Origin of the sequence: Ancylobacter moscoviensis, from assembly GCF_007559435.1 — a bacterium.
Classification (GTDB): Bacteria; Pseudomonadota; Alphaproteobacteria; order Rhizobiales; family Xanthobacteraceae; genus Ancylobacter; species Ancylobacter moscoviensis.
In genome coordinates this window covers 15,357-34,991 of record NZ_VMBP01000005.1, presented here as the reverse complement: position 1 = coordinate 34,991, position 19,635 = coordinate 15,357, and the positions used below count along the sequence as shown (strand labels likewise).

15 protein-coding genes are annotated in these 19,635 nt (G+C 64.6%); 6 read left to right on the top strand and 9 right to left on the bottom strand.

Annotation, left to right across the window (positions count from 1 at the left end):
• Window positions 1-23 precede the first annotated feature (23 nt).
• From FO470_RS14800 to FO470_RS14785, 4 genes are all read right to left on the bottom strand, one after another.
• Window positions 24-752, bottom strand: coding sequence for a GntR family transcriptional regulator (locus FO470_RS14800; RefSeq protein WP_144343758.1), 729 nt, complete (start codon window positions 750-752; stop codon window positions 24-26).
• A gap of 73 nt (window positions 753-825) precedes the next feature.
• A complete protein-coding gene (locus tag FO470_RS14795; RefSeq protein WP_144343757.1) occupies window positions 826-1,608 on the bottom strand; it encodes an alpha/beta fold hydrolase in 783 nt (260 codons plus the stop codon).
• An 8-nt stretch (window positions 1,609-1,616) separates the two neighbouring features.
• The gene (locus FO470_RS14790) at window positions 1,617-1,913 is read right to left on the bottom strand and encodes a DUF6166 domain-containing protein (protein WP_144343756.1); all 297 of its coding nucleotides are present in this window, start codon (window positions 1,911-1,913) and stop codon (window positions 1,617-1,619) included.
• 244 nt (window positions 1,914-2,157) lie between these two features.
• Window positions 2,158-2,856: a GntR family transcriptional regulator gene (locus FO470_RS14785; protein WP_244616458.1), complete on the bottom strand. Its 699-nt coding sequence runs from the start codon at window positions 2,854-2,856 to the stop codon at window positions 2,158-2,160.
• Between the two features lie 94 nt (window positions 2,857-2,950).
• Between FO470_RS14785 and FO470_RS14780 the strand changes: the two genes are divergently transcribed.
• From FO470_RS14780 to FO470_RS14760, 5 genes are all read left to right on the top strand, one after another.
• Window positions 2,951-3,934, top strand: a complete 984-nt coding sequence (locus FO470_RS14780) for a Bug family tripartite tricarboxylate transporter substrate binding protein (RefSeq protein ID WP_144343755.1) — start codon at window positions 2,951-2,953, stop codon at window positions 3,932-3,934.
• A gap of 9 nt (window positions 3,935-3,943) precedes the next feature.
• Window positions 3,944-4,384: a tripartite tricarboxylate transporter TctB family protein gene (locus FO470_RS14775; RefSeq protein ID WP_144343754.1), complete on the top strand. Its 441-nt coding sequence runs from the start codon at window positions 3,944-3,946 to the stop codon at window positions 4,382-4,384.
• 1 nt (window position 4,385) lies between these two features.
• Window positions 4,386-5,900 carry a tripartite tricarboxylate transporter permease gene (locus tag FO470_RS14770; RefSeq protein WP_144343753.1) on the top strand — a complete coding sequence of 505 codons (1,515 nt, stop codon included), beginning with the start codon at window positions 4,386-4,388 and terminating at the stop codon, window positions 5,898-5,900.
• Window positions 5,901-5,941: 41 nt separating this feature from the next.
• The gene (prpB, locus tag FO470_RS14765; RefSeq protein ID WP_144343752.1) at window positions 5,942-6,850 is read left to right on the top strand and encodes a methylisocitrate lyase; all 909 of its coding nucleotides are present in this window, start codon (window positions 5,942-5,944) and stop codon (window positions 6,848-6,850) included.
• A 631-nt stretch (window positions 6,851-7,481) separates the two neighbouring features.
• Entirely contained in the window at window positions 7,482-12,728 is a 5,247-nt protein-coding gene (locus FO470_RS14760) for a rhamnan synthesis F family protein (protein WP_186291978.1), read from the top strand.
• A gap of 54 nt (window positions 12,729-12,782) precedes the next feature.
• Here the strand turns inward: FO470_RS14760 and FO470_RS14755 are convergent, their stop codons facing one another.
• Entirely contained in the window at window positions 12,783-13,823 is a 1,041-nt protein-coding gene (locus FO470_RS14755; protein WP_144343750.1) for a GlxA family transcriptional regulator, read from the bottom strand.
• 127 nt (window positions 13,824-13,950) lie between these two features.
• Here FO470_RS14755 and FO470_RS14750 point away from each other — a divergent pair, with 127 nt between their 5' ends.
• Window positions 13,951-14,787 (top strand): alpha/beta fold hydrolase, encoded by an 837-nt coding sequence (locus FO470_RS14750; RefSeq protein ID WP_144343749.1) that lies wholly within the window; start codon window positions 13,951-13,953, stop codon window positions 14,785-14,787.
• A 156-nt stretch (window positions 14,788-14,943) separates the two neighbouring features.
• On the opposite strand, the gene FO470_RS14745 is transcribed toward FO470_RS14750, so the two are convergent.
• The 4 genes from FO470_RS14745 to FO470_RS14730 are packed head-to-tail and all read right to left on the bottom strand — an operon-like array spanning window position 14,944 to window position 19,500.
• Complete coding sequence (locus FO470_RS14745) at window positions 14,944-16,533, bottom strand: gamma-glutamyltransferase family protein (protein WP_144343748.1); 1,590 nt, start codon at window positions 16,531-16,533, stop codon at window positions 14,944-14,946.
• Between the two features lie 15 nt (window positions 16,534-16,548).
• On the bottom strand, window positions 16,549-17,874 hold the full coding sequence (locus tag FO470_RS14740) for a TRAP transporter large permease (protein ID WP_144343747.1): 1,326 nt from the start codon (window positions 17,872-17,874) through the stop codon (window positions 16,549-16,551).
• Window positions 17,861-18,409, bottom strand: a complete 549-nt coding sequence (locus FO470_RS14735) for a TRAP transporter small permease subunit (protein WP_144343746.1) — start codon at window positions 18,407-18,409, stop codon at window positions 17,861-17,863. Before FO470_RS14735 ends, FO470_RS14740 begins: the two co-directional genes overlap by 14 nt.
• On the bottom strand, window positions 18,406-19,500 hold the full coding sequence (locus FO470_RS14730; RefSeq protein ID WP_144343745.1) for a TRAP transporter substrate-binding protein: 1,095 nt from the start codon (window positions 19,498-19,500) through the stop codon (window positions 18,406-18,408). The genes FO470_RS14735 and FO470_RS14730 overlap by 4 nt, the downstream gene beginning before the upstream one ends.
• Between the last annotated feature and the right edge of the window lie 135 nt (window positions 19,501-19,635).

Sequence of the window (19,635 nt, the reverse complement as noted above, 5' to 3'; positions counted from 1 at the left end):
CGCGTCGGTCGTCCAGCGTCCTGTCAGTCGTCCAGCGTCTTGCGGGCGAAGGATTCGATATAATCGATCAGCTTGTCGGAAGCCTCGCCCGCCTTTGCGCTGTCGCGCGCCGCAATGGCGGCGGCAAGCTCGGCGTGCAGATGCGCCGCCAGCGGCAGGTCCGCCACGCGCTTGTAATGCTGGTACCAGAAGCGGCGGGACAGGGCGTGCATCAGCCCCATGGAGCGGCTGGCGAACTCGTTGCGCGCCGCCTCGGACACCAGCGTGTTCAGCGCGCGGTCGAGCCGCATGAACTCGATGCCGTCCGCCCGCTCGGCCGCCGCGCGCATGCCGTCGGCGATCTGGGCGAACTGCTCGCGTTCCTCGTCGCTGGCCCGCTCGGCCGCGAGCTCGGCCATCAGACGCTCCAGCACCCGCCGGGTCTCCAGCAGGCGGAGCTGGGTGCGCAGATTGATCTCGGAAACCAGCACGCCGCGTCGGGGCAGCACCACCACCAGCCCGTCGCGCGCCAGGCGCTGCAACGCCTCGCGGATCGGCGTGCGGCCGATATTGAGGCGCTGCGCCAGCGTCAGCTCGGAGAGCACCGTGCCCGGCGGCAGCTGCAGGGTCGAGATCAGCTCCTCCAGCTGGCGATAGGCGCGATCGGTGAGCGTGAGATCCTCGGTCTCGAACCGCTCCTCATTGCGCCGGCTGCGCGACGTGCCGGTCTTGCGGGTGTCCGTGGCGGCGCGCTTGGTACCTGCTGGCGGCATGGGGAACTCCGGAGAAAACCGGCCGGGAAGGGACGGTGGAAGGCGAAGTCTGGAGATATCGAAGCCTGAGATATCACTGAGTCGCGGCCAGCATATCACCCCGCGCGGCGGCATAAAGGCGCAGCAGGGCCTGCGCGAAACGCTCCGGATCCTGCGCCATCAGATTATGCCCGGCGCCCGGCCACACGTCGAGCCGCGCGCCGGCAATGCCCTCGGCGATCCGCCGGCCATGCGCAAGCGGGCACTGGTCGTCCTCCGCGCCATGCAACACCAGAGTGGGCAGGACGATGCCGGCCAGCGCGGCGCTCAGATCGGCATTGCGGACGCTCTGCCATGCGCCGGCCACCGCCACCGGCGTGGCATAGGCGGAAAGCGCCAGCCGCTCGGCCCGCAGCCGTGCTTCTTCGGCGAGGCCTTCATGGCTATCGGAATGGAACCACAACGCCTCGGTCCCCGCACAGGCGGTGCCGCTCGCCAGGACCAGACCGTCGAGCCGGGCGGGGTCGTGCCGGGAGAGATAGCTCAGCGCCACCAGCACCCCCATGCTCCACCCGACCAGCGTCACCGGAGCCGGTGCCGCCTCGATCACGGCATGGAGGTCCGCCGCGAAGTGAGCGAGCGTGTAGGCCTCGGGCGACGGCGGGCTGAGCGAACGCCCGCGCCCGCGCAGGTTCGGCATGAGGATCACCCGTTCGCCGCCGAGCCGCGCCGCGACCGCGCTCCAACTCGCCGCCGTGCCCTGTATGCCGTGCAATAGTATGAAGCTGCCGCGCGCGGGGTCCGCGCCGCTGGCGACCCGCAGGCACTCGATGGCGCCGGCGGGCGTGTCGATGACGTCTGTCGTGGGCGGCACCATGGCAGCACTCAGGCCGCGCGGGCGGTGAGAGCGGCGTCGATATCGGCGCTGGTGAACTCCCACTCATTGCCGAAATTGGCGACCACATCGCGCATGAAGCGCTCATGGTTCGTCAAGGCCGGCTCGGCGGCACCGAAATGATCGGCGAGCATGGCCAGGGCGAGTTGCGCGGGAGCGATCCCCTCATAGCTCCACTCGAAGCCGTCCCGGCTTATTTCCCTGATGTCCGTGCGCTCCGGCAGCGGAACGCCGTCCACCGTCACCAGCACGCCGTCGATGGTCCTGTCTCCGCGATATGTCTTCATAGCCAAATTCCATTAGTACCCGACACCTGACATGTTAGATGTCTATTTTATGGCAGGCAATGGAATTCGTGCCTCGTCGACGTTCCAAGCGCGGGGACATCCGCAACCGGGGAACGGCGTTGCCGACAGGCGCAGGGGCAGGCCCGGAACATGATCTCTGGTCGGAGCGCCGCCAACGCCGTTGGCCCGAGTACGGTTCGAACGGCGCGGCGCCGAACGGCCCTCCGAGAACGCGGACAACCGCTTACGACGGCCCCGTTGCGAGCAGGGCTTCCCGCGCCGCCCGGATGTGCCGTCGCATGAGGATTTCCGCAACATCACCATCCCGCTCGACGAGCGCGGCAAGGATGCGGCGGTGTTCCTTCCACGCGGCGAGACCGCGCCCCTTCAGCAGCCCGTGTCGCGAGCGGCAGAGTTTCAGCCGGGGATAGAACTGCTCGCACAGCAGCCCGGTAAGCACCGGATTCCGGCAGCCCATCGCGATGCGCACATGGAAGTCGTTGTCGAAATCGTTCTGGACGTAAGGGCCCTCCGGATCGGAATGCAGCCCCTCGCCATGCCGCTCGACGATGGCAGCGAGCTTCTCGAACTCGACATCGGTCATCGCCGTCGCGGCCAGCCGGCAGGCCATGCCCTCCAGGGCTTCACGCACATCGAGCAGCGACAGGAAATCCTCCAGCGTCGGCGAGATGACCCGCACGCCCTGATGGGCGACATGCGTGACGAGTCCCTTCTCCTGAAGGCGTCTCAACGCCTCGCGAACCGGTGCGCGGCTGACGCCGAACTCGTCGGCAAGCGCCGGCTCATTCAGCTTCTCTCCCGGCCGGATGCGCCCCGCCATGATCGCCGAGGTGAGCATGTCGAAAAGCGCGTCGGACTGGTTCGAGCGCCGAGCACCCTCTGGATAGGCGATTTGTGTCGACACATTGATGGGCGCGCTCAAGCTCACCTCCTTATAAATTGGTCGACATCGGCTTGCGATCGCGACAATTCTCTGCAATGTGTCGACAATAACGAAAACTTGGGAGGATAACCAGATGATACGCCTGCTTCTGGCCGTCACGGCCGGCCTCGCCCTCGGCGGCGTGGCGTCGGCCCAGAATTTCGAGCCCGCCAACCCCGAATGCATCGCCCCGGCCGCGCCGGGCGGCGGCTTTGACCTTACCTGCCGCATCACCTCCCAGCAGCTCAACGAGCTCGGCATCGTCAAGCCGACGATCCGCACCACCAACATGCCCGGCGGCATCGGCGCCGTCGCCTACAACAACATCCAGGCCCGCCGAGTCGACGATCCCAACGTCATCATCGCCGTTTCGACCGGCTCCTGGGTCAATCTCGCCCAGGGCAAGTTCGGCCGCTTCAACGAGAACGACGTGCGCTGGCTCGGCGCCATCGGCGCGGATTACGGCGTGCTGGCCGTACGCAAGGACAGCCCCTACAAGACGCTGCAGGATTTCGTCGACGCGCTGAAGAAGGATCCGGGTTCGGTGACGATCGGTGCCGGCGGCACGGTCGGCAGCCAGGACTGGATGAAGCCCGCCCTCGTCGCCAAGGCCGCGGGCGTCGATCCGCGCAAGATGCGCTACCTGTCCTATGAAGGCGGCGGCGAGGCGCTGGCGGCGCTGCTCGGCGGCACCATCCAGGCGGTGCCGGGCGATGCTTCCGAAGTGCAGGGCCAGCTCGAAGCCGGCGAGATCCGCGTGCTCGCGACCTTCTCCGAAGATCGCCTGCCGGGCGTCTTCGCCAATGTGCCAACCGCCAAGGAGCAGGGCTACGACGTCCAGTGGCCGATCGTGCGCGGCTTCTATGCCCCGCCGAAGATCACCGACGAGCAGTACGCCTACTGGGTCGATGCGCTGAAGAAGCTCAATGCCGATCCCAAGTGGCAGAAGGTGCGCACGGACCAGGGCCTGTTCGAATACGACATGGTCGGCGCGGACTTCGATGCGTTCGCCAAACAGCGCACCGACGCCTTCCGCAAGCTCGCCGCCGAAGTCGGCCTGAAGACCACCGGTAACTGAGGTCGGGTCATGAAGGCTGGGCTGTTGGGCGACCGGATCACCGGCTCTCTCTTTCTCCTCATCGGCATCGGCGCGATCTGGCATGCCTGGTCGCTCGACGTTCCCTTCGCCGCCGACCCCGTCGGTCCGAAGGCCTTCCCGATGGTGGTCGGGGCGCTGCTGGCGATCGCCGGTGCATCCATCCTCCTGCGGCCCGACGAGATCGCGTGGGAAGTGGGCGACTACGGCCGGGTGGCCGTGGTCGCCGGCGCGAGCTTTTTCTATCCGCTCGCGCTGGAATTCATCGGCTTCGTCCTGGCGACGGCCCTTCTGTGCTTTGCGTGCGGCAAGGCCTTCCGGGGCCCTACAATCGGCACCGCCATCGCCTCGGTCGCGCTTTCGGTAACCTTCCTGCTGCTGATCGACGTCATGCTCGGTCTGCCCCTGCCGCGCGGACCGTTGGGTATCTGATATGGACGCCGCATCCTCGCTGGCCTTCGGCTTCAGCGTCGCCTTCACCCCGTTCAACCTTTCACTGGCTCTTGCCGGCGCCGCCCTCGGCACGGCGATCGGCGCGCTGCCGGGCATCGGCCCGATCAACGCCATCGTGCTGCTGCTGCCGCTGTGCTTTTCGCTGAAGCTGCCGCCCGAGAGCGCGCTGATCCTGCTGGCCGGCATCTATTACGGCTCGGGCTATGGCGGGCGCATTTCGTCGATCCTGCTGAACATTCCCGGCGACCCCGGCCTCGTCATGACGACGCTGGACGGCTATCCGCTCGCCCGACAGGGCCGCGGAGCGGCGGCCCTCGCGCTGAGCGGCATCGGCAGCTTCGTCGGCGGCACGCTCACCGTCCTGCTCCTCACCTTCCTCGCCGTGCCGATCGCCCGTCTCGCTGTGGCGTTCGGGCCCGCGGAATACGTGTCGCTGATGGTGCTGGCCTTTGCCCTGCTCTCGACCATGGGACAGGGACGCACCGCCAAGACCTGGGCGGCGATCTGCCTCGGCCTGCTCGGCGCGATGATCGGCATCGACGGCGGCTCGGGCGTGGAGCGTTTCACCTTCGGTTCGCTGGAGATGCTGGGCGGCATCGACTTCACCACGCTGACGATCGGCCTGTTCGCCGTGAGCGAGATCCTCGTCGTCGCCGAGGGCATGCGTTCGGGCGCGGTGACGAATCTCGGCTCCGGCGAACGGTTGAAACTCAGCGAGTTGGTGAGCTGCCTGCCGGCGATGTTTCGCGCCACCGGCATCGGTTTCTTCCTCGGCGTTCTGCCAGGCACGGGCGCGGCGGTGGCGTCGGCGCTCGCCTATACGGCGGAGAAGCGCGTCTCGAACCGCAACAACACGTTCGGCAAGGGCGACATGCGGGGCCTCGCGGCGCCCGAGACCGCCGACAATGCGGCGCAGACCGCCTCCATGGTACCGATGCTGGCGCTCGGCATTCCCGGCTCCGGCACCACGGCCGTCATGCTCGGCGCGCTGCTGATGTACTCGATCACGCCGGGCCCGCTCCTGTTCACGCAGCGGCCGGAGATTGCCTGGGGCCTGATCGCCTCGATGTATATCGGCAACGTGATGCTGCTGGTGCTGAACCTGCCGCTGGTCGGCCTTTTCGCCCGCCTGCTGCTGGTGCCGAACTGGATCCTGTTCCCCGGCGTGCTGGGCCTCTCCTTCGCAGGCGTCTACGCCGCCACCAATTCCATGTTCGAACTGCTGCTCACCACCGGCATCGGCATCGCGGCCTATGCGATGCGCAAGATGGGCATCCCGCTCATTCCGATGCTCATCGCCTTCGTGCTGGCGCGCCTTCTGGAAGACAACATCCGGCGCGCCCTGTCGATCTCGGACGGCGACCTCATGGCCCTGTTCTCCTCGCCGGTCGCCATCCTGTTCTGGCTGCTCGCCGCCCTGACGCTGCTGGTACCCGTGCTGGCTCCCCGGTTCGGCCGGCGCATTCGCGCCGTCTCGGACAGCGAGGGCGGCTGAGGCTGCTTCGGTTCAACCGCACATCTACAAGGACCAACGCCGTGACCTATCTTCTCAGCGCCGATCTTCCCGCAGCCTCGGCCGGCGCGCGCTTCCGCTCCCTGATCGAGCGCGACGCAATCCTGCAGATGCCGGGCGCCCATAACGGGCTGGCCGCCATCCAGGCCCGCGATGCCGGCTTCGAGGCCCTCTACCTGTCGGGCGCGGCGGTCAGCGCCGCGATGGGCCTGCCGGACCTCGGCATCCTCACCGTCGACGACATGGCGTTCCACATCCGCCAGATCGCCCGCGCATCGAGCCTGCCGATCCTGGTCGACGGCGACACCGGCTACGGCGAAGCGCTCAACGTCATGCACATGGTCCGCAGCTTCGAGGACGCCGGCGCGGGCGCGGTGCAGATCGAGGACCAGATCCTGCCCAAGAAGTGCGGCCACCTGAACGACAAGCATCTCGCCTCGCCCCAGGATATGGCCGCGAAGGTCAATGCCGCCCGCAAGGCGCGCCGCGATCTCGTCATCGTCGCGCGCACGGATGCCGCCGCCAGCGAAGGCATCGAGGGAACGGTGGCGCGCGCCAAGCTTTATCTGGAAGCCGGCGCCGACGCGATCTTTCCGGAAGCCCTGACCTCGGTCGACATGTTCCGCGACGTCGCCCAGCGTCTGCCCGGCGTGAAGCTGCTCGCCAACATGACCGAGTTCGGCCGCACCCCGGCACTGACCGCGGCGGAGTTCCAGGAACTCGGCTACCGCATGGTGATCTGGCCGGTCTCCTCGCTGCGCGTGGCCGCCAAGGCGCAGGAGGAACTCTTCGCCGAGATCCGCCGCGCCGGCACGCCGAAGGCGCTGATCGCGCGCATGCAGACCCGAGCCGAGCTCTACGACACCATCCGCTATTTCGATTACGAGACGCTGGATCGGTCGATCGTCACGACAGTGCTCCCATCCGCATAGGCGGCCAGGCAGACCAGCTTCAGACGAGCGGCCGCGCATGCGGATCGCGTGAGCAATTCCTGCTGTCGCCGGAGGTGGCCGGCGCCGTCGAAACGTTGCCTTGCCGGGCGACAGCCGGCGCGTGGCGATTCTGGCGCGGAAGATCCGGAGATGAGCCCACGCGCTAAGCCGCCGCCGAGCCCGGCGTCGGAGATCGCGCTCGACAAGATGATCCGGGCGGAGGCAGCCGGTCCACCGCGTTTGCGTCGGCCCTGCAATCGCTGCATCAGCGACAGTCGCAGACGAACACGGCATCCCGGCCACTCCATGGGGCGGACGACAGCGTCCGAGGAGGAGCACGGTCAGCCAAAGCCCCCCCAAACAGATGCTGGACAACCCTGTCCTGAAGGGAACGTCTGTTCAAAAATGCCGCCCCCTGCTTCTCGACCGCAACGTCGATATCGTTCCGACAGACGTCTACGGCGGGGCTGTCAGCAGGCCTTCGTCTGATTGCGGCATAGTGACCGACCGGGTATCACGGCCGCAGCTTATGACTCCCGGCGACCTTCTGGACACAAGTCGCCTTATTCCACTAGAAATATCAAAACACCATTTTACACTGCAACGTTGAACGCCACCATCACAAATGAATATGAATCATGTTCGCGACTATCTAATAACTTCTTATGATTTCGATCCCGTTAGCAATCTTTGGCATCGACCAGACGCAAGCCTATTCTCCTATTCCGATGGCGATGAAGTAGAAGATAGAATTTATTCCATTATCAAAGAAAGCTCTGATCGCTCCTCGTCGTCGATAGAACTACAAAAGTCAATTACAGACTGGCCAACGAACTATCATTTCAACTCTCGGCGCGCCAATTTAATGCGCCCGATTCGGCATTTGCTGAAAGGATCGATTCTCGAAATCGGAGCGGGAACCGGGGCCGTCACTCGGTTTCTCGGCGAAAATGGCGGTCAGATCCTCGCCATCGAGGGGAGCGGGCGGCGGGCGGCCATCGCGGCCACACGCTGCGCCGATCTATCCAACGTCACTGTGGTAGCGGACGACTTTGCTGCCCTCCCGTCGGGTCCGAAATTTGATGTAGTGACGCTGATCGGCGTGCTGGAATATGCGCGCATATTCTTCAAGACCGACGATAGCGATCCTGTGGCCGCCCTCATCGCGCGCGCTCGCAGCTTCTTGCGTCCTGGCGGCATCCTCATTGTCGCCATCGAGAACCAGCTTGGTTTGAAATATTTCGCGGGCTGCGCGGAAGATCACACCAGCAAGTCCATGTTCGGCGTTGAGGATCTCTATCGCGGGGACACGGTGGTGACGTTCGGGCGAGCGGAGCTCTCGCGACGTCTCGCCGATGGCGGCCTGCCGCGTCAGCAATGGTGGTTTCCATTGCCGGACTACAAGTTGCCCGTTTCGGTGCTGTCGGATCAGGCATTGCGACATGAGGTCGACTTGTCGGCACTGCTCGCTGAAGCGGTGCGCACCGATCCACAGATCACGGGTCCGCTCGCATTTTCACTGGAGCGCGCCTGGGGCCCCGTCTTCCGCAACGGCCTGCTTGGCGATCTCGCCAATTCGTTTCTCGTGTTGAGCTCCGACGAGGCGTTGCCGGATCACGACGTCCTGGGTGTTCACTATGGCACCTCGCGACGGCCGGAGTTTTCGAAAGAGGTTCGCTTTGAATGGCAGGACGGGACCGTTCGTGTGTGCCGCAGCCGGCTGAATCACGAGCCGGGCGCCAACCCCTCAGAATTGATCTCGCTTCATTTGGCCGACGAACCGTTCCTGCCCGAGCGCACCTGGCACGCCGAACTCATATCACTGTGGGCGAGGGCAGGATGGACGCTGGAGGAGTGGAGAGGCTGGGCCCGGCGCTGGCTGGACTCCGTGCTGGCTCTCACGCCCATGCCCGCCCAGCCCGCTCCACCCCCAGCTGCGATTGTCCCCGGCCATCTGGTGGATGCCATTCCGCGGAACATGGTCCTGGACGGCAAGGGAACACCGCACTTCTTCGATCAGGAATGGCGGCTGAATGAGCCGGTCGAGATCGGCTTCATCGCCTACCGCGGCATTTACGACAGCCTCGACACCCTGGTCAGCTGCGCCAAGCCTGCCGAAGGCGTCAGCCTCAGCAAAATGTCGCTGTTCCAAGATTTCACCAGGTCGCTGGGTTGGCAGGTGACGGCTGACGACATACGGCGCTACACGCAATTGGAAGGACGTATCCAAGCAACGGTCTCGGGAGCCAGCGAGCGTCCGCTTTCCAGCCTTTACGACACGGTCGCCGTCCACCTCGGGTTCGGAGATATGAAGGTCAATTGCATTCAGGCCCTGCAGCAGCAACTCGTTGAGTCGCAGGCTGAAATCCAGCAACTAACGACATCGAACGAGACCAGGGAAAACGAGCACCAAGCCTCTCTCCGGTATATTTCAGATATCGAGGAGAAGCTGGCGACATCAACCAAGACCCGGGAAAATGATCGCCAGACTACCTTCCAGTATATTGCAGATATCGAGCAGAAGCTGGCGGCATCGATCAGGTCCCGGGAAACCGAGCGGCAAACTTCCCTTCAGTATATTGCAATTATCGAGCAAAAACTGGCGGCATCGATCAAGTCCCGGGAAACCGAGCGCCAGACGTCATTTCAGCATGTTTCGGCTATCGAGCAGCGACTGGCGGCGTCGATCGCTAGCCGGGAAAACGAGCACCAGACCTCTCTCCAGCACATCACGGCTGTCGAGCAGCAACTGGCGGTGTCGATCACTAGCCGGCAAAACGAGCACCAAGCCTCACTCCAGCACATCGCGGCTATCGAGCGGCAACTGGCGGCATCATTGGAAGCTCATCATGAGGTGCAGCGGCAACTGATAGCCATGAAATCCGCGAGCGATTGGCTGGCCAGCCAACTATGCCGCGCTTATTTCAAACCGTGGCACCCCCTACGCCAAGGCATACAGCGCTTGGGATTGCATACGGCACTGTTTTTCAAGCCCGTACTCTCTCGCCGCGGCATTCGCCGTTTCCGGAAGTCACTTCTGAGACGCGAACCTGTCCGTTTCCAACTCGAATGGGAAAGAAGGAGCACTCTTGCCGCCGCGTTGCCTGCAGGCGAGCACGCTCCAACATACGGCGAACAAGAATTTATTCCAATCCAGAGCGAAACCTACATCCGCATACCGGCAGAAGAACTGGAAGCCGATCAAGAGAACGATGCGAATTTCAGCACACAGGCTGACAATAGTAATGAATTATACGAATCTACAGATGAACCAGACATCATTCTGATTCGCACCGATCAAGAAATATCTCTTGAATTCAGCGAAATAAGTTCATTTGATTCTCAATCTGAGAACGACATTGCACTGATAGAGAATCATCAATTCTTTGATGATATCTCTTATTCTGGAACCGCGGAAGCTGCCCAAATGGGCATGTCACCGATCGCTCATTATGTGAAGCTAGGCGAAGCTCGCGGACTTGCGCCATCGCGACAGTTCGACCCGACTTTCTACAGGCGCCGCTACCCCGACATCGTAGAACGCTGTTTAGTTCATTATATCTGTCATGGCCGGGATGAAGGGCGTTCCCCCTTCCCGGCTGCGCGGCGACTGAACTATCCCGTCGGAACGATAGACCCACGTCTACCTACAGTAGTCATTCTGGTACATGAAGCCTCTCGTACCGGGGCTCCCATTCTTGCATGGAATATAGTCCGCTCGCTCCGTCAAAAATACAATGTCGTTGTCTTTCTCCAGCGGCCGGGCGCTCTTACGGAAGCTTTCGAGACGGCGGCAAACGCCGTTGTCACCATGCCCATCGATCTCGTGGCGCATGAGGCTGAGTTCGAGGAGTTGGCGCGAGAACTGATCAGCAATTACAATCCGATCTATGTAATCGCCAACAGTGTCGAGAGCCGCAGTCTCGTGCCCGCCTTCGAAGAGAACGGCGTGCCCGTTATTGCCCTGGTTCACGAATTCTCCAACTGCCACCGTCCACTCGGGATTCTCTACGGCCTTTTCAAACTGGCGTCACAGGTGGTCTTTCCGGCACAAATCGTAGCGGACTCTGCGCTCACCGATCATCGCCACCTGATACCCCGCCGCTACACCATCCTGCCGCAGGGGCACTCCGAAGTGCCCCCTCAAGCCAAGAGTGCGGAAACGGGATTTCCCGTCGCAGATCCGCGCATACTGAAAAAACCGGGCCTGCCCGAGCATGGCGACATCGATGCCTTGCCGCCGCGCGATGGAACCCTGCTTGTGGCGGGTATGGGCACCATCACGCCCCGCAAGGGAGTTGATGTATTCTTGTCGGCGGCGGCCGAAGTCGTTCGCCGCAGGCCAGACCTGTCGATCGAATTCGCCTGGGCCGGTGAGGCCTTCACCTTCGACCAATCCTATGTCGATCTACTGGAGGCGCAGGTGGAGCGCAGCGGCCTCGCCGGCCGATTCCGCTTTCTCGGGGCCTTCAGCGACCTTGAGCCGCTCTACGCGCGCACCGACATCATGGTGCTGTCCTCGCGGCTCGATCCGCTGCCCAACGTTTCCATCGACGGCGCCCTGCATGGCATTCCGGTACTGTGTTTTGAAAATGCCGGCGGAATGGCAGAGCTTCTGCTGAAGTCCGAGGATACACGCAAGCTGGTCGTGCCCTATCTGGATGCGGGAACCCTTGCCGAACGCATCGTGGAGCTGGCCAGTGACCCGGATCTGCGCCGGACGCTCTCACAGGCCGTACGGGAGATCGGCGATCGTACCTTCGATATGCAGGGCTATGTCGATGCTATCGACAATCTCGGGCAGGCATCGCTGCATGTGTGGCGGCAGACGCAGATCGATTTTGAAACGATCGGAGCTGCCAGCGTGTTCAATGCGACACTCTACCAGCCGGGCGACACCGCGCAGATCGGTAGCGATGAGGCTCTTTGGCACTATTTGCAGGCCTCCCGTCATGCGGTTCCCCGCGGCGAGCCCTATTCCGGCTACTTCGTACGTCGTCCACTCGAGGGCTTTCATCCGTTGATCTACGCGGAAGACAACGCCGCCTATGACGAGACGACAGGCGAAGATCCGCTGGCGCATTATCTGCGCTCCGGCTCTCCCAGGGGTCGCTGGCTTCATCAGACAATCACACCACAGGCGAACCCGCCATCAGCACCCAGCCATCTCAGGGTCGCGATGCACGGGCATTTCCACTACCCGGAACTCCTGCCGGAATTCCTCGGGCGGCTCTCCCGGAACCGGGTGCCCTGTGACCTCTTCCTCACGACCAGCAGCGAGGAGCGCCGTCTGCAACTCCAGCGCTCGCTGGAAGAGTTCGGCATGAGGGGAACGGTCATGGTCGTTCCAAACAAGGGGCGTGATATCGGGCCCCTGCTCAATGCCTTTTCGCGCGAGCAGCTTTTCGCCTACGACATAATCGGCCATGTCCATGGCAAGCGCAGCCCACATGCCGATGGGTCGCTGGGTGATGTGTGGCGCACCTTCCTCTGGGAACATTTGATTGGCGGCGATTTTGCCATGCTGGACGAGATCGCCGCCGCTTTCGAGGCAGATCCGCGGCTTGGCCTTGTGTTTCCCGAGGACCCGAATCTTTGCGACTGGACCGAGAACCGGGAGATTGCCGAGGCCCTCGCGGCACGAATGGGCATCGATCTAACGAACCACTTCGACTTCCCGATAGGCACGATGTTCTGGGCTCGTCCGGAAGCACTCCGGCCGCTCTTCGATCTCAATCTGACTTGGGACGATTATCCGGCGGAGCCGCTGCCCATCGACGGAACGTTGCTGCACGTGCTGGAGCGGATGATACCGTTTGCGGCCCGCAAAGCGGGCTACGATTATGCGACGACCTACGTAAGGAACCATCGGCGGTGACGCACCCTCCTTCAACTTGGATGGATGCGGCGTTCGACTTCGAGATCAGGATGCTCACATACGTCCCGGGCCATGCCTGGTGTCTTGGAGAACGTCCCCCTCGCGAAGGGCCGCAAGCCCGAAGCGCTGGCGATATTCGCGGGGCCCGAGCCCCGTCACCTTGACGAAGACCTTGCGGAACGAGCCCGGATCCTCGTAGCCGACATCCCACGCGACCTGCTCGATGGGGCGCGTGGTCGCCTCCAGCATCTCGCGCGCCTTGCCCACGCGCAGGTGCTGGCAGTATTCGCTCGGCTTCAGCCCTGTCGCCTTGTGAAAGCGGCGCAGGAAAGTGCGCGGCTCGAGCCCCGCCTTCTCCGCCATCGCGGCAAGCGTCGCATCACGGGCGCCGGTCGCCTGCAGCCAGTGCTGGACCTGCAGCACCGCCTCGTCGCCATGGCGCAGCTTCGGTGAAAACACGCTGTAGTATCGCTGCTCGCGGCCGGGAGGGTCGACCAGCAGGAAGCGCGCGGTCTCAAGCATGACGGTCGGCCCCAGAAGCCGATCCACGAGCCTGAGTCCGAGGTCCGTCCAGGCCATCATTCCGCCCGCGGTGATGAGGTCGCCGTCGTCGATGACGAGCTTGTCGATGTCCATGCGGGCATTGGGGAAACGTTCCGAAAAATCGTTGGCGTAGAACCAGTGGGTGGTGGCGGCGCGGCCCTCCAGCAGCCCGGTCTCTCCGAGCAGGAAGGCGCCGGCGCAGACCGAGCAGAGCGTGGCGCCGCGCGCGTGGCGGTCGCGCAGCCATGAGGCAAGCGGCGCCGCCTCCTCCGCGGTTATCGGCGCGATGACGGCCGGCGGCAGGATGACGAAGTCCGGTTCGCCCGGCAGCCCCGGATGGCTGTCGAACACCCGCTCCGCTCCCTCGCCGTCTTCTCTGCCGCGCCAGTGGCCAAAGCGCAGCCCGGGCGCGTCGCCACCCAGGTGCCGTTTCACCATGAGGTTCGCAACCGAGAACAGGTCGGTCAGCCCATGCGCCGCGCCGAGTTGCGCACCGGGATAGATCAGGACCGCGATATCGGCGATCGGGGTCGAGGGGATGGTTTTTGTCATTTGTCACTTATGGCCCGGATTATGTCGATTCCGCCAATCCGAAACGCGACCGCGGCGGTCTATCTGTTTCTCCATCGAATTGAACCGCGGACGAGACGTCCCGGCCGAGAACCAGGAGAAACAAGCCATGAGCACGGTCACCACCAAAGACGGCGTTGAAATCTTCTTCAAGGACTGGGGCCCGAAGGACGCCCAGCCGATCGTATTCCATCATGGATGGCCGCTGTCGTCCGACGACTGGGACGCGCAGCTGCTGTTCTTCCTGTCCAAGGGCTATCGCGTCGTCGCTCACGACCGGCGTGGCCATGGCCGCTCGTCGCAGGTCTGGGACGGCCACGACATGGACCACTACGCGGCCGACGCCTCGGCGGTCGTGCAGCATCTCGACCTGAGGAACGCCGTCCACATCGGCCACTCGACCGGCGGCGGCGAGGTCGCCCGCTACGTCGCCCGGCATGGCGAGCCGCAGGGGCGGGTCGCCAAGGCGGTACTGGTCAGCGCGGTGCCGCCGCTGATGGTAAAGACCGCGAATAATCCCGGCGGCCTGCCGATCGAGGTGTTCGACGGTTTCCGCAAGGCGCTCGCCGACAACCGCGCGCAGTTCTTCCTCGACGTTCCCGCCGGCCCCTTCTACGGCTTCAACCGCGAAGGCGCGAAGATCGACCAGGGCGTGATCAACAACTGGTGGCGGCAGGGCATGATGGGCTCGGCCAAGGCCCATTATGACGGCATCAAGGCCTTCTCCGAGACCGACCAGACGGAAGATCTGAAGGCGATCACCGTGCCGACGCTGGTGCTGCACGGCGAAGACGACCAGATCGTGCCGATCGACGACAGCGCGCGGCTCTCGGCCCCGCTGCTGAAGAATGGCACGCTGAAGACCTATCCGGGCTACGGCCACGGACTGCTTACGATCAATGCCGACGTTCTGAACGCCGATCTGCTCGCCTTCATCCGGAGCTGAGCGACAAGGGCACCGGCGCACGGGAAATCGTGCGCCGGTTCTTCAGATGATCGCCGGCCGCGTCGACCCGGAACAAGGCGACGTGAAGCCCGACATCGCCGGAGGCGAGAAGGGACCGCTCCCGCCGGAACCCACAGCCGACCGCGGCAGGATCTGCTAGAAACCCGAAGCGCACCCGTCGCTGCGCGGATCGCCGGCCCCCTCCAACGTGCCGTCCGCCGTGCGGACGATCGCGCCGGCATGACCCATCATCGCATCGAAGGGCGGCACGATTTCCACATCATGCCCGGCGGCCCGCAGGGCCGCGACCAGCGCCGGCGGAAAGCGGTCTTCCAGCTTCAGCGTCACGCTCTCGGCGCCCCAGGTCCGCCCAAGCAGCCAGCGCGGCGCCGTGATCGCGACCTGCAGTTCCTCGCCGAACAGTGCATAGCGTGAGAACAGTGCCGCCTGGGTCTGCGGCTGCCCTTCACCACCCATGGTGCCATAGACCATGTAGCGCCCATCCTCGAAGGCGGCCATCGCCGGGTTGAGCGTGTGGAAGGGCTTGCGGCCCGGCGCCAGCAGGCGGGGGCCCTCTCCCCGTAGCTGGAAGCTCGCGCCGCGATTCTGCCAGACGATGCCGGTCTGCGGCAGAACGATGCCGGAGCCGAACTCGAAATAGATGCTCTGGATGAAGCTCACCGCGAGTCCGTTGCGGTCGATGGCACCGAGCCACACCGTGTCGCCGGCGGAAGGCGGTGCCGGCCAGGGCAGCGCCGTTTTCCCGTCGATACGTCCGGCCAATCGATCCAGGGCCGCGTCGGCGAGCCAGTCGGCCGGGTCCTCGCTCATGCTGTCGGGGTCGCCGACGATGCGGTCGCGCACGAGGAAGGCCTGCTTGGTCGCCTCGACCAGGCCGTGAATATGGTCGAAGCCCTCCGCCTCGCTGACGCCCAGCCGGCTAAAGATGGCGAGGATCATCAGCGAGGACAGGCCCTGCGTCGGCGGCGGGAAATTGAACAGCCGCATGCCGGGCAGCCGCACCGAGAGCGGCGCGACGCGCCGAGCCTCGCAGCGTGCGAGGTCCTCCAGCGCGACCGGCGAGCCGGCGGCGGCGAGGTCATCAGCGATCTCACGGGCGAGCCTGCCGCGATAGAAGTCATCGGTGCCGACCGTGCCGATCCGGCGCAGGGTCGCGCCGAGCGCCGGCAGCTTCATGATGGAGCCGACCGCCGGCGCGGCCCCATGATCGAGGAAGCTTCCGGCAAAACCTGAAACGCCGGCCAGCTCGGACCGCTTTTCGGAGGTCAACTCGTTCTGGCTGGCCGTGACGGGAAAGCCGTTCTCCGCGTGCCAGACAGCCTCCTCGACGAGCCGGGAGAGCGGCAGTCTCCCGCCATGTTCGGCGCTGACCTTCAGCGCCTCGCCCCAGCCGGCGATGGTGGCGGCCGTGGTGTTGGCTGCCAGCGGGCCGCGCTGCGGAATGGCGTCGAGGCCGGCACGGCCATAAAGCTCGGGCGTAGCCGCGCCCGCCGCCCGGCCGCAGGCCTCAACGCCGGCGGGCACCTCGCCCGGACGGCCGATGAGCCAGAACCCGTCGCCGCCGATGCTGGTCATGTGCGGATAGACGACGGCGAGGGCGGCCGCCATGGCCACGGTGGCCTCCACCGCGTTGCCACCCTCGCGCAGCACGCGAAGCCCGGCCTCGGTCGCGAGATGATGCGGCGAGGTCGCCATGCCCCGCCGGGCACGTACCGTGTTCAACATACAGAGATTCCGTCCTTACCAGCCGATCGCCTTGGGCAGCCAGGTCGCCAGTTCCGGGAAGGCAAACACCAGCGTCACGGCGATGAGTTGCAGCCCGATGAAGGGCACCACGCCGCGATAGATGTCGGCGGTCGCCACCTCCGGCGGAGCCACCCCGCGCAGGTAGAAAAGTGCCCAGCCGAAGGGCGGCGTGAGGAACGAGGTTTGAAGCACCGTGGCAATCAGCGCCGCCGCCCAGACCAGATCGACGTTCGCCCCGATCATCAGCGGCAGGAACATCGGCACGACGATGTAGCTGATCTCGATCCACTCGATGAAGAAGCCGAGCACGAAGATGATCAGCAGCATGAAGATGAGAATGCCATCCGTGCCGCCGGGTACGAAGGCGAAGGCATCGTGCACGAGCCGCTCGCCGCCGAGGCCACGGAAGGCCAGCGCGAAGACCTGCGAGCAGATCAGCACGAAGAACATCATCGCGGTGATGCGTGCCGTGGACTGCACCGTCTCCGTCAGGGTCTTCCAGCTGAAACGACCAGCAAACGCCGCGACGAGGATGGAGCCGAGCGCGCCCATGCTGGCGGCCTCGGTCGGGGCCGCGATGCCGCCGATGATCGAGCCGAGCACCGCGAGCACGAGGGCGATCGGCGGCAGGCCGACCTTCAGCGCCTTCAGCCACAATTCGCGGCGCGGCATGGCCCGGCGCTCTTCCAGCGGAATGGCCGGCACCTTTTCCGGCCAGATGATGCCGACGGCAATCATGTAGACGCAGAAGATGCCCGTGAGCAGCAGCCCCGGCAGCACGGCGGCGGCAAACAGCGTACCCACCGACTCGCCGAGGATATCGGCCAGAAGAATGAGGATGGTCGAAGGCGGGATGAGCTGGCCGAGGGTACCGGAGGCACAGATGGCGCCGCAGGAGAGGCTCTTGTCGTAGCCACGCCGCAGCAGGGTCGGCAGGGTGAGCAAGCCCAGCGTGACGATGGTCGCGCCGACAATGCCAGTGGTCGCCCCCATCAGCATGCCGACGAGGATGATGCCGAGCCCCATACCGCCGCGCAGGCTGCCGGAGAGATGACCGATCACCTCCATCAGTTCGTCGGCGAGGCGCGACTTCTCGAGCATCACCCCCATGAACACGAACAGCGGGATCGCGATCAGCGTGTAGTTGGCGGTGACGCCGTAGATGCGCGCGGGCAGCAGGCCGAACAGCGTGGTGCCGAAGCCGAGCCAGCCGAAAAAGAAGCCGCTGATCGCCAGCGTGAGCGCCACCGGCACTCCGACGAACAGCATGACGAAGAAGGAGGCGATGCAAGCGATCGCCAGGATTTCATTGAGGGGCATCGACAGGCACCGTCGCGGGCGGCTCGGCCGGCCCACCGAGGAAGGGCTCAAGCGCCCGGAAAGTGGCGGCAAGGCTCTGGAGAAGCAGCAGCGCGAAGCCGGCCGGGATCATCGCCTTGAGAATGAAGCGGTAGGGCAGGCCGCCGGGGTCGGGCGAGGCTTCGCCAATCCGGTAGGACTGCATCACGTAGCGCCAGGACAACGCGATCACGATCACCGACAGGGCGACCACGCTCAGCGCCGAGAACAGGTCGATGGCCTGCTTCACCCGCGCCGGCAGGTGGGCATAGACGATGTCCACCCGCACGTGGCCTTCATGCTTGATCGTGTAGGCGATGCACAGCAGCGTCAGCGGCGACATCAGGTGCCATTCCAGCTCCTGCATCGCCACCGAGCCGGTGTTGAAGGCGTAGCGCATCAGCACGTTGCCGGCCATGACGAGGACGAGCGCGAGCCCCGTCCACGCCGCGACCCAGCCGCAAGCCTCGACGATCGCGTCGAGGCCCCGGGCCCATTTTTCAAGAATGGAGATCATGCGCCCCTGCGGATCTGGGTCTGGTAGACCGCTTCCGACAGGCCGGCCCACTGGCTGTGCTTGGCCGCGAAGTCGGTGAAGCTGTCATAGACCTTCTTGATCTTCGGGTCGGAGGCAGCCAGCTGCTCCAGCGTGGTCTTGGTGACCTCCCGCAGCTTGTCCACCACCGCCTCGGGATAGGGACCGGCGATGACGCCCTGGTTCTTCACCAGATCGGTCATGGCCTCGCCATTGGTGGCCTCGCACCAGGTATGGCTGATGACGTTGCAGGCCGCGGCGGCCGCGCGCACGATCGCCTTCAGATCGTCCGGGAGGCTGTTCCAGGCATCCTTGTTGACGATGAGTTCGGTGACGTTGTTCGGCTCGTGCCATCCGGTGGTGTAGTAGTACTTGGCCGCCTTCTGCAGGCCGAGACGGCGGTCCTGATAGGGGCCGACGAATTCGGCGGCGTCGATTACGCCGCGTTCCAACGCGGGGAAGATTTCGCCGCCCGGCAGCAGCTTCACGTCGACGCCGAGCTGGGCATAGACCTTGCCGGCGAGGCCGGGGATGCGCATCTTCAGGCCCTGGAAGTCCTCGACCTTCTCGATCGGCTTGCGGAACCAGCCGGACATCTGCACGCCGGTATTGCCCAGCGGCATGGGCACAAGGTTGAAGGGCTCGTAGAGTTCCTCCCAGAGCTGCAGGCCGCCGCCGTGATAGATCCAGGCGTTCTGGCCCTGGAAATTGAGGCCGAAGGGCACGCAGGTGAAGAACTGCGCCGCCGGCACCTTGCCAGCCCAGAAATAGGAATTCGCCGCGTTCATCTCGACCGTACCCGAGGACACGGCATCGAAGCCCTCCAGCGCCGGGATCAGTTCGCCCGCCGCGAAGTGCTGGATGGTGAGGCGCCCGCCCGAGAGCTTGCCGACCATCTCGCAGAAATCGGTCGGGCTGCCGGGACCGGTGACGTAAAAGGGCGCGCCGGGTCCGTAGGCATTGGTCATTTTCCAGCTGAAGGTCTGCTGGGCGCGGGCAACGTGCGGCGCCGCAACGGTCGCGATGGCGGCCGTGCCAGCAAGACCAGCGCCCAGAAATCCACGACGATCCATCTCTCTTTCCCCTTGTCCGGATGGGCGCCGCTGTTCCGATCGGCGCCTCTGTCTGCGGCTAGATATTCCGCTGCGCCGCAACATGAGCAATGCCCCCATAGGTGCAAAGCGGCGGCTGACTCCGGACCGAGCGAG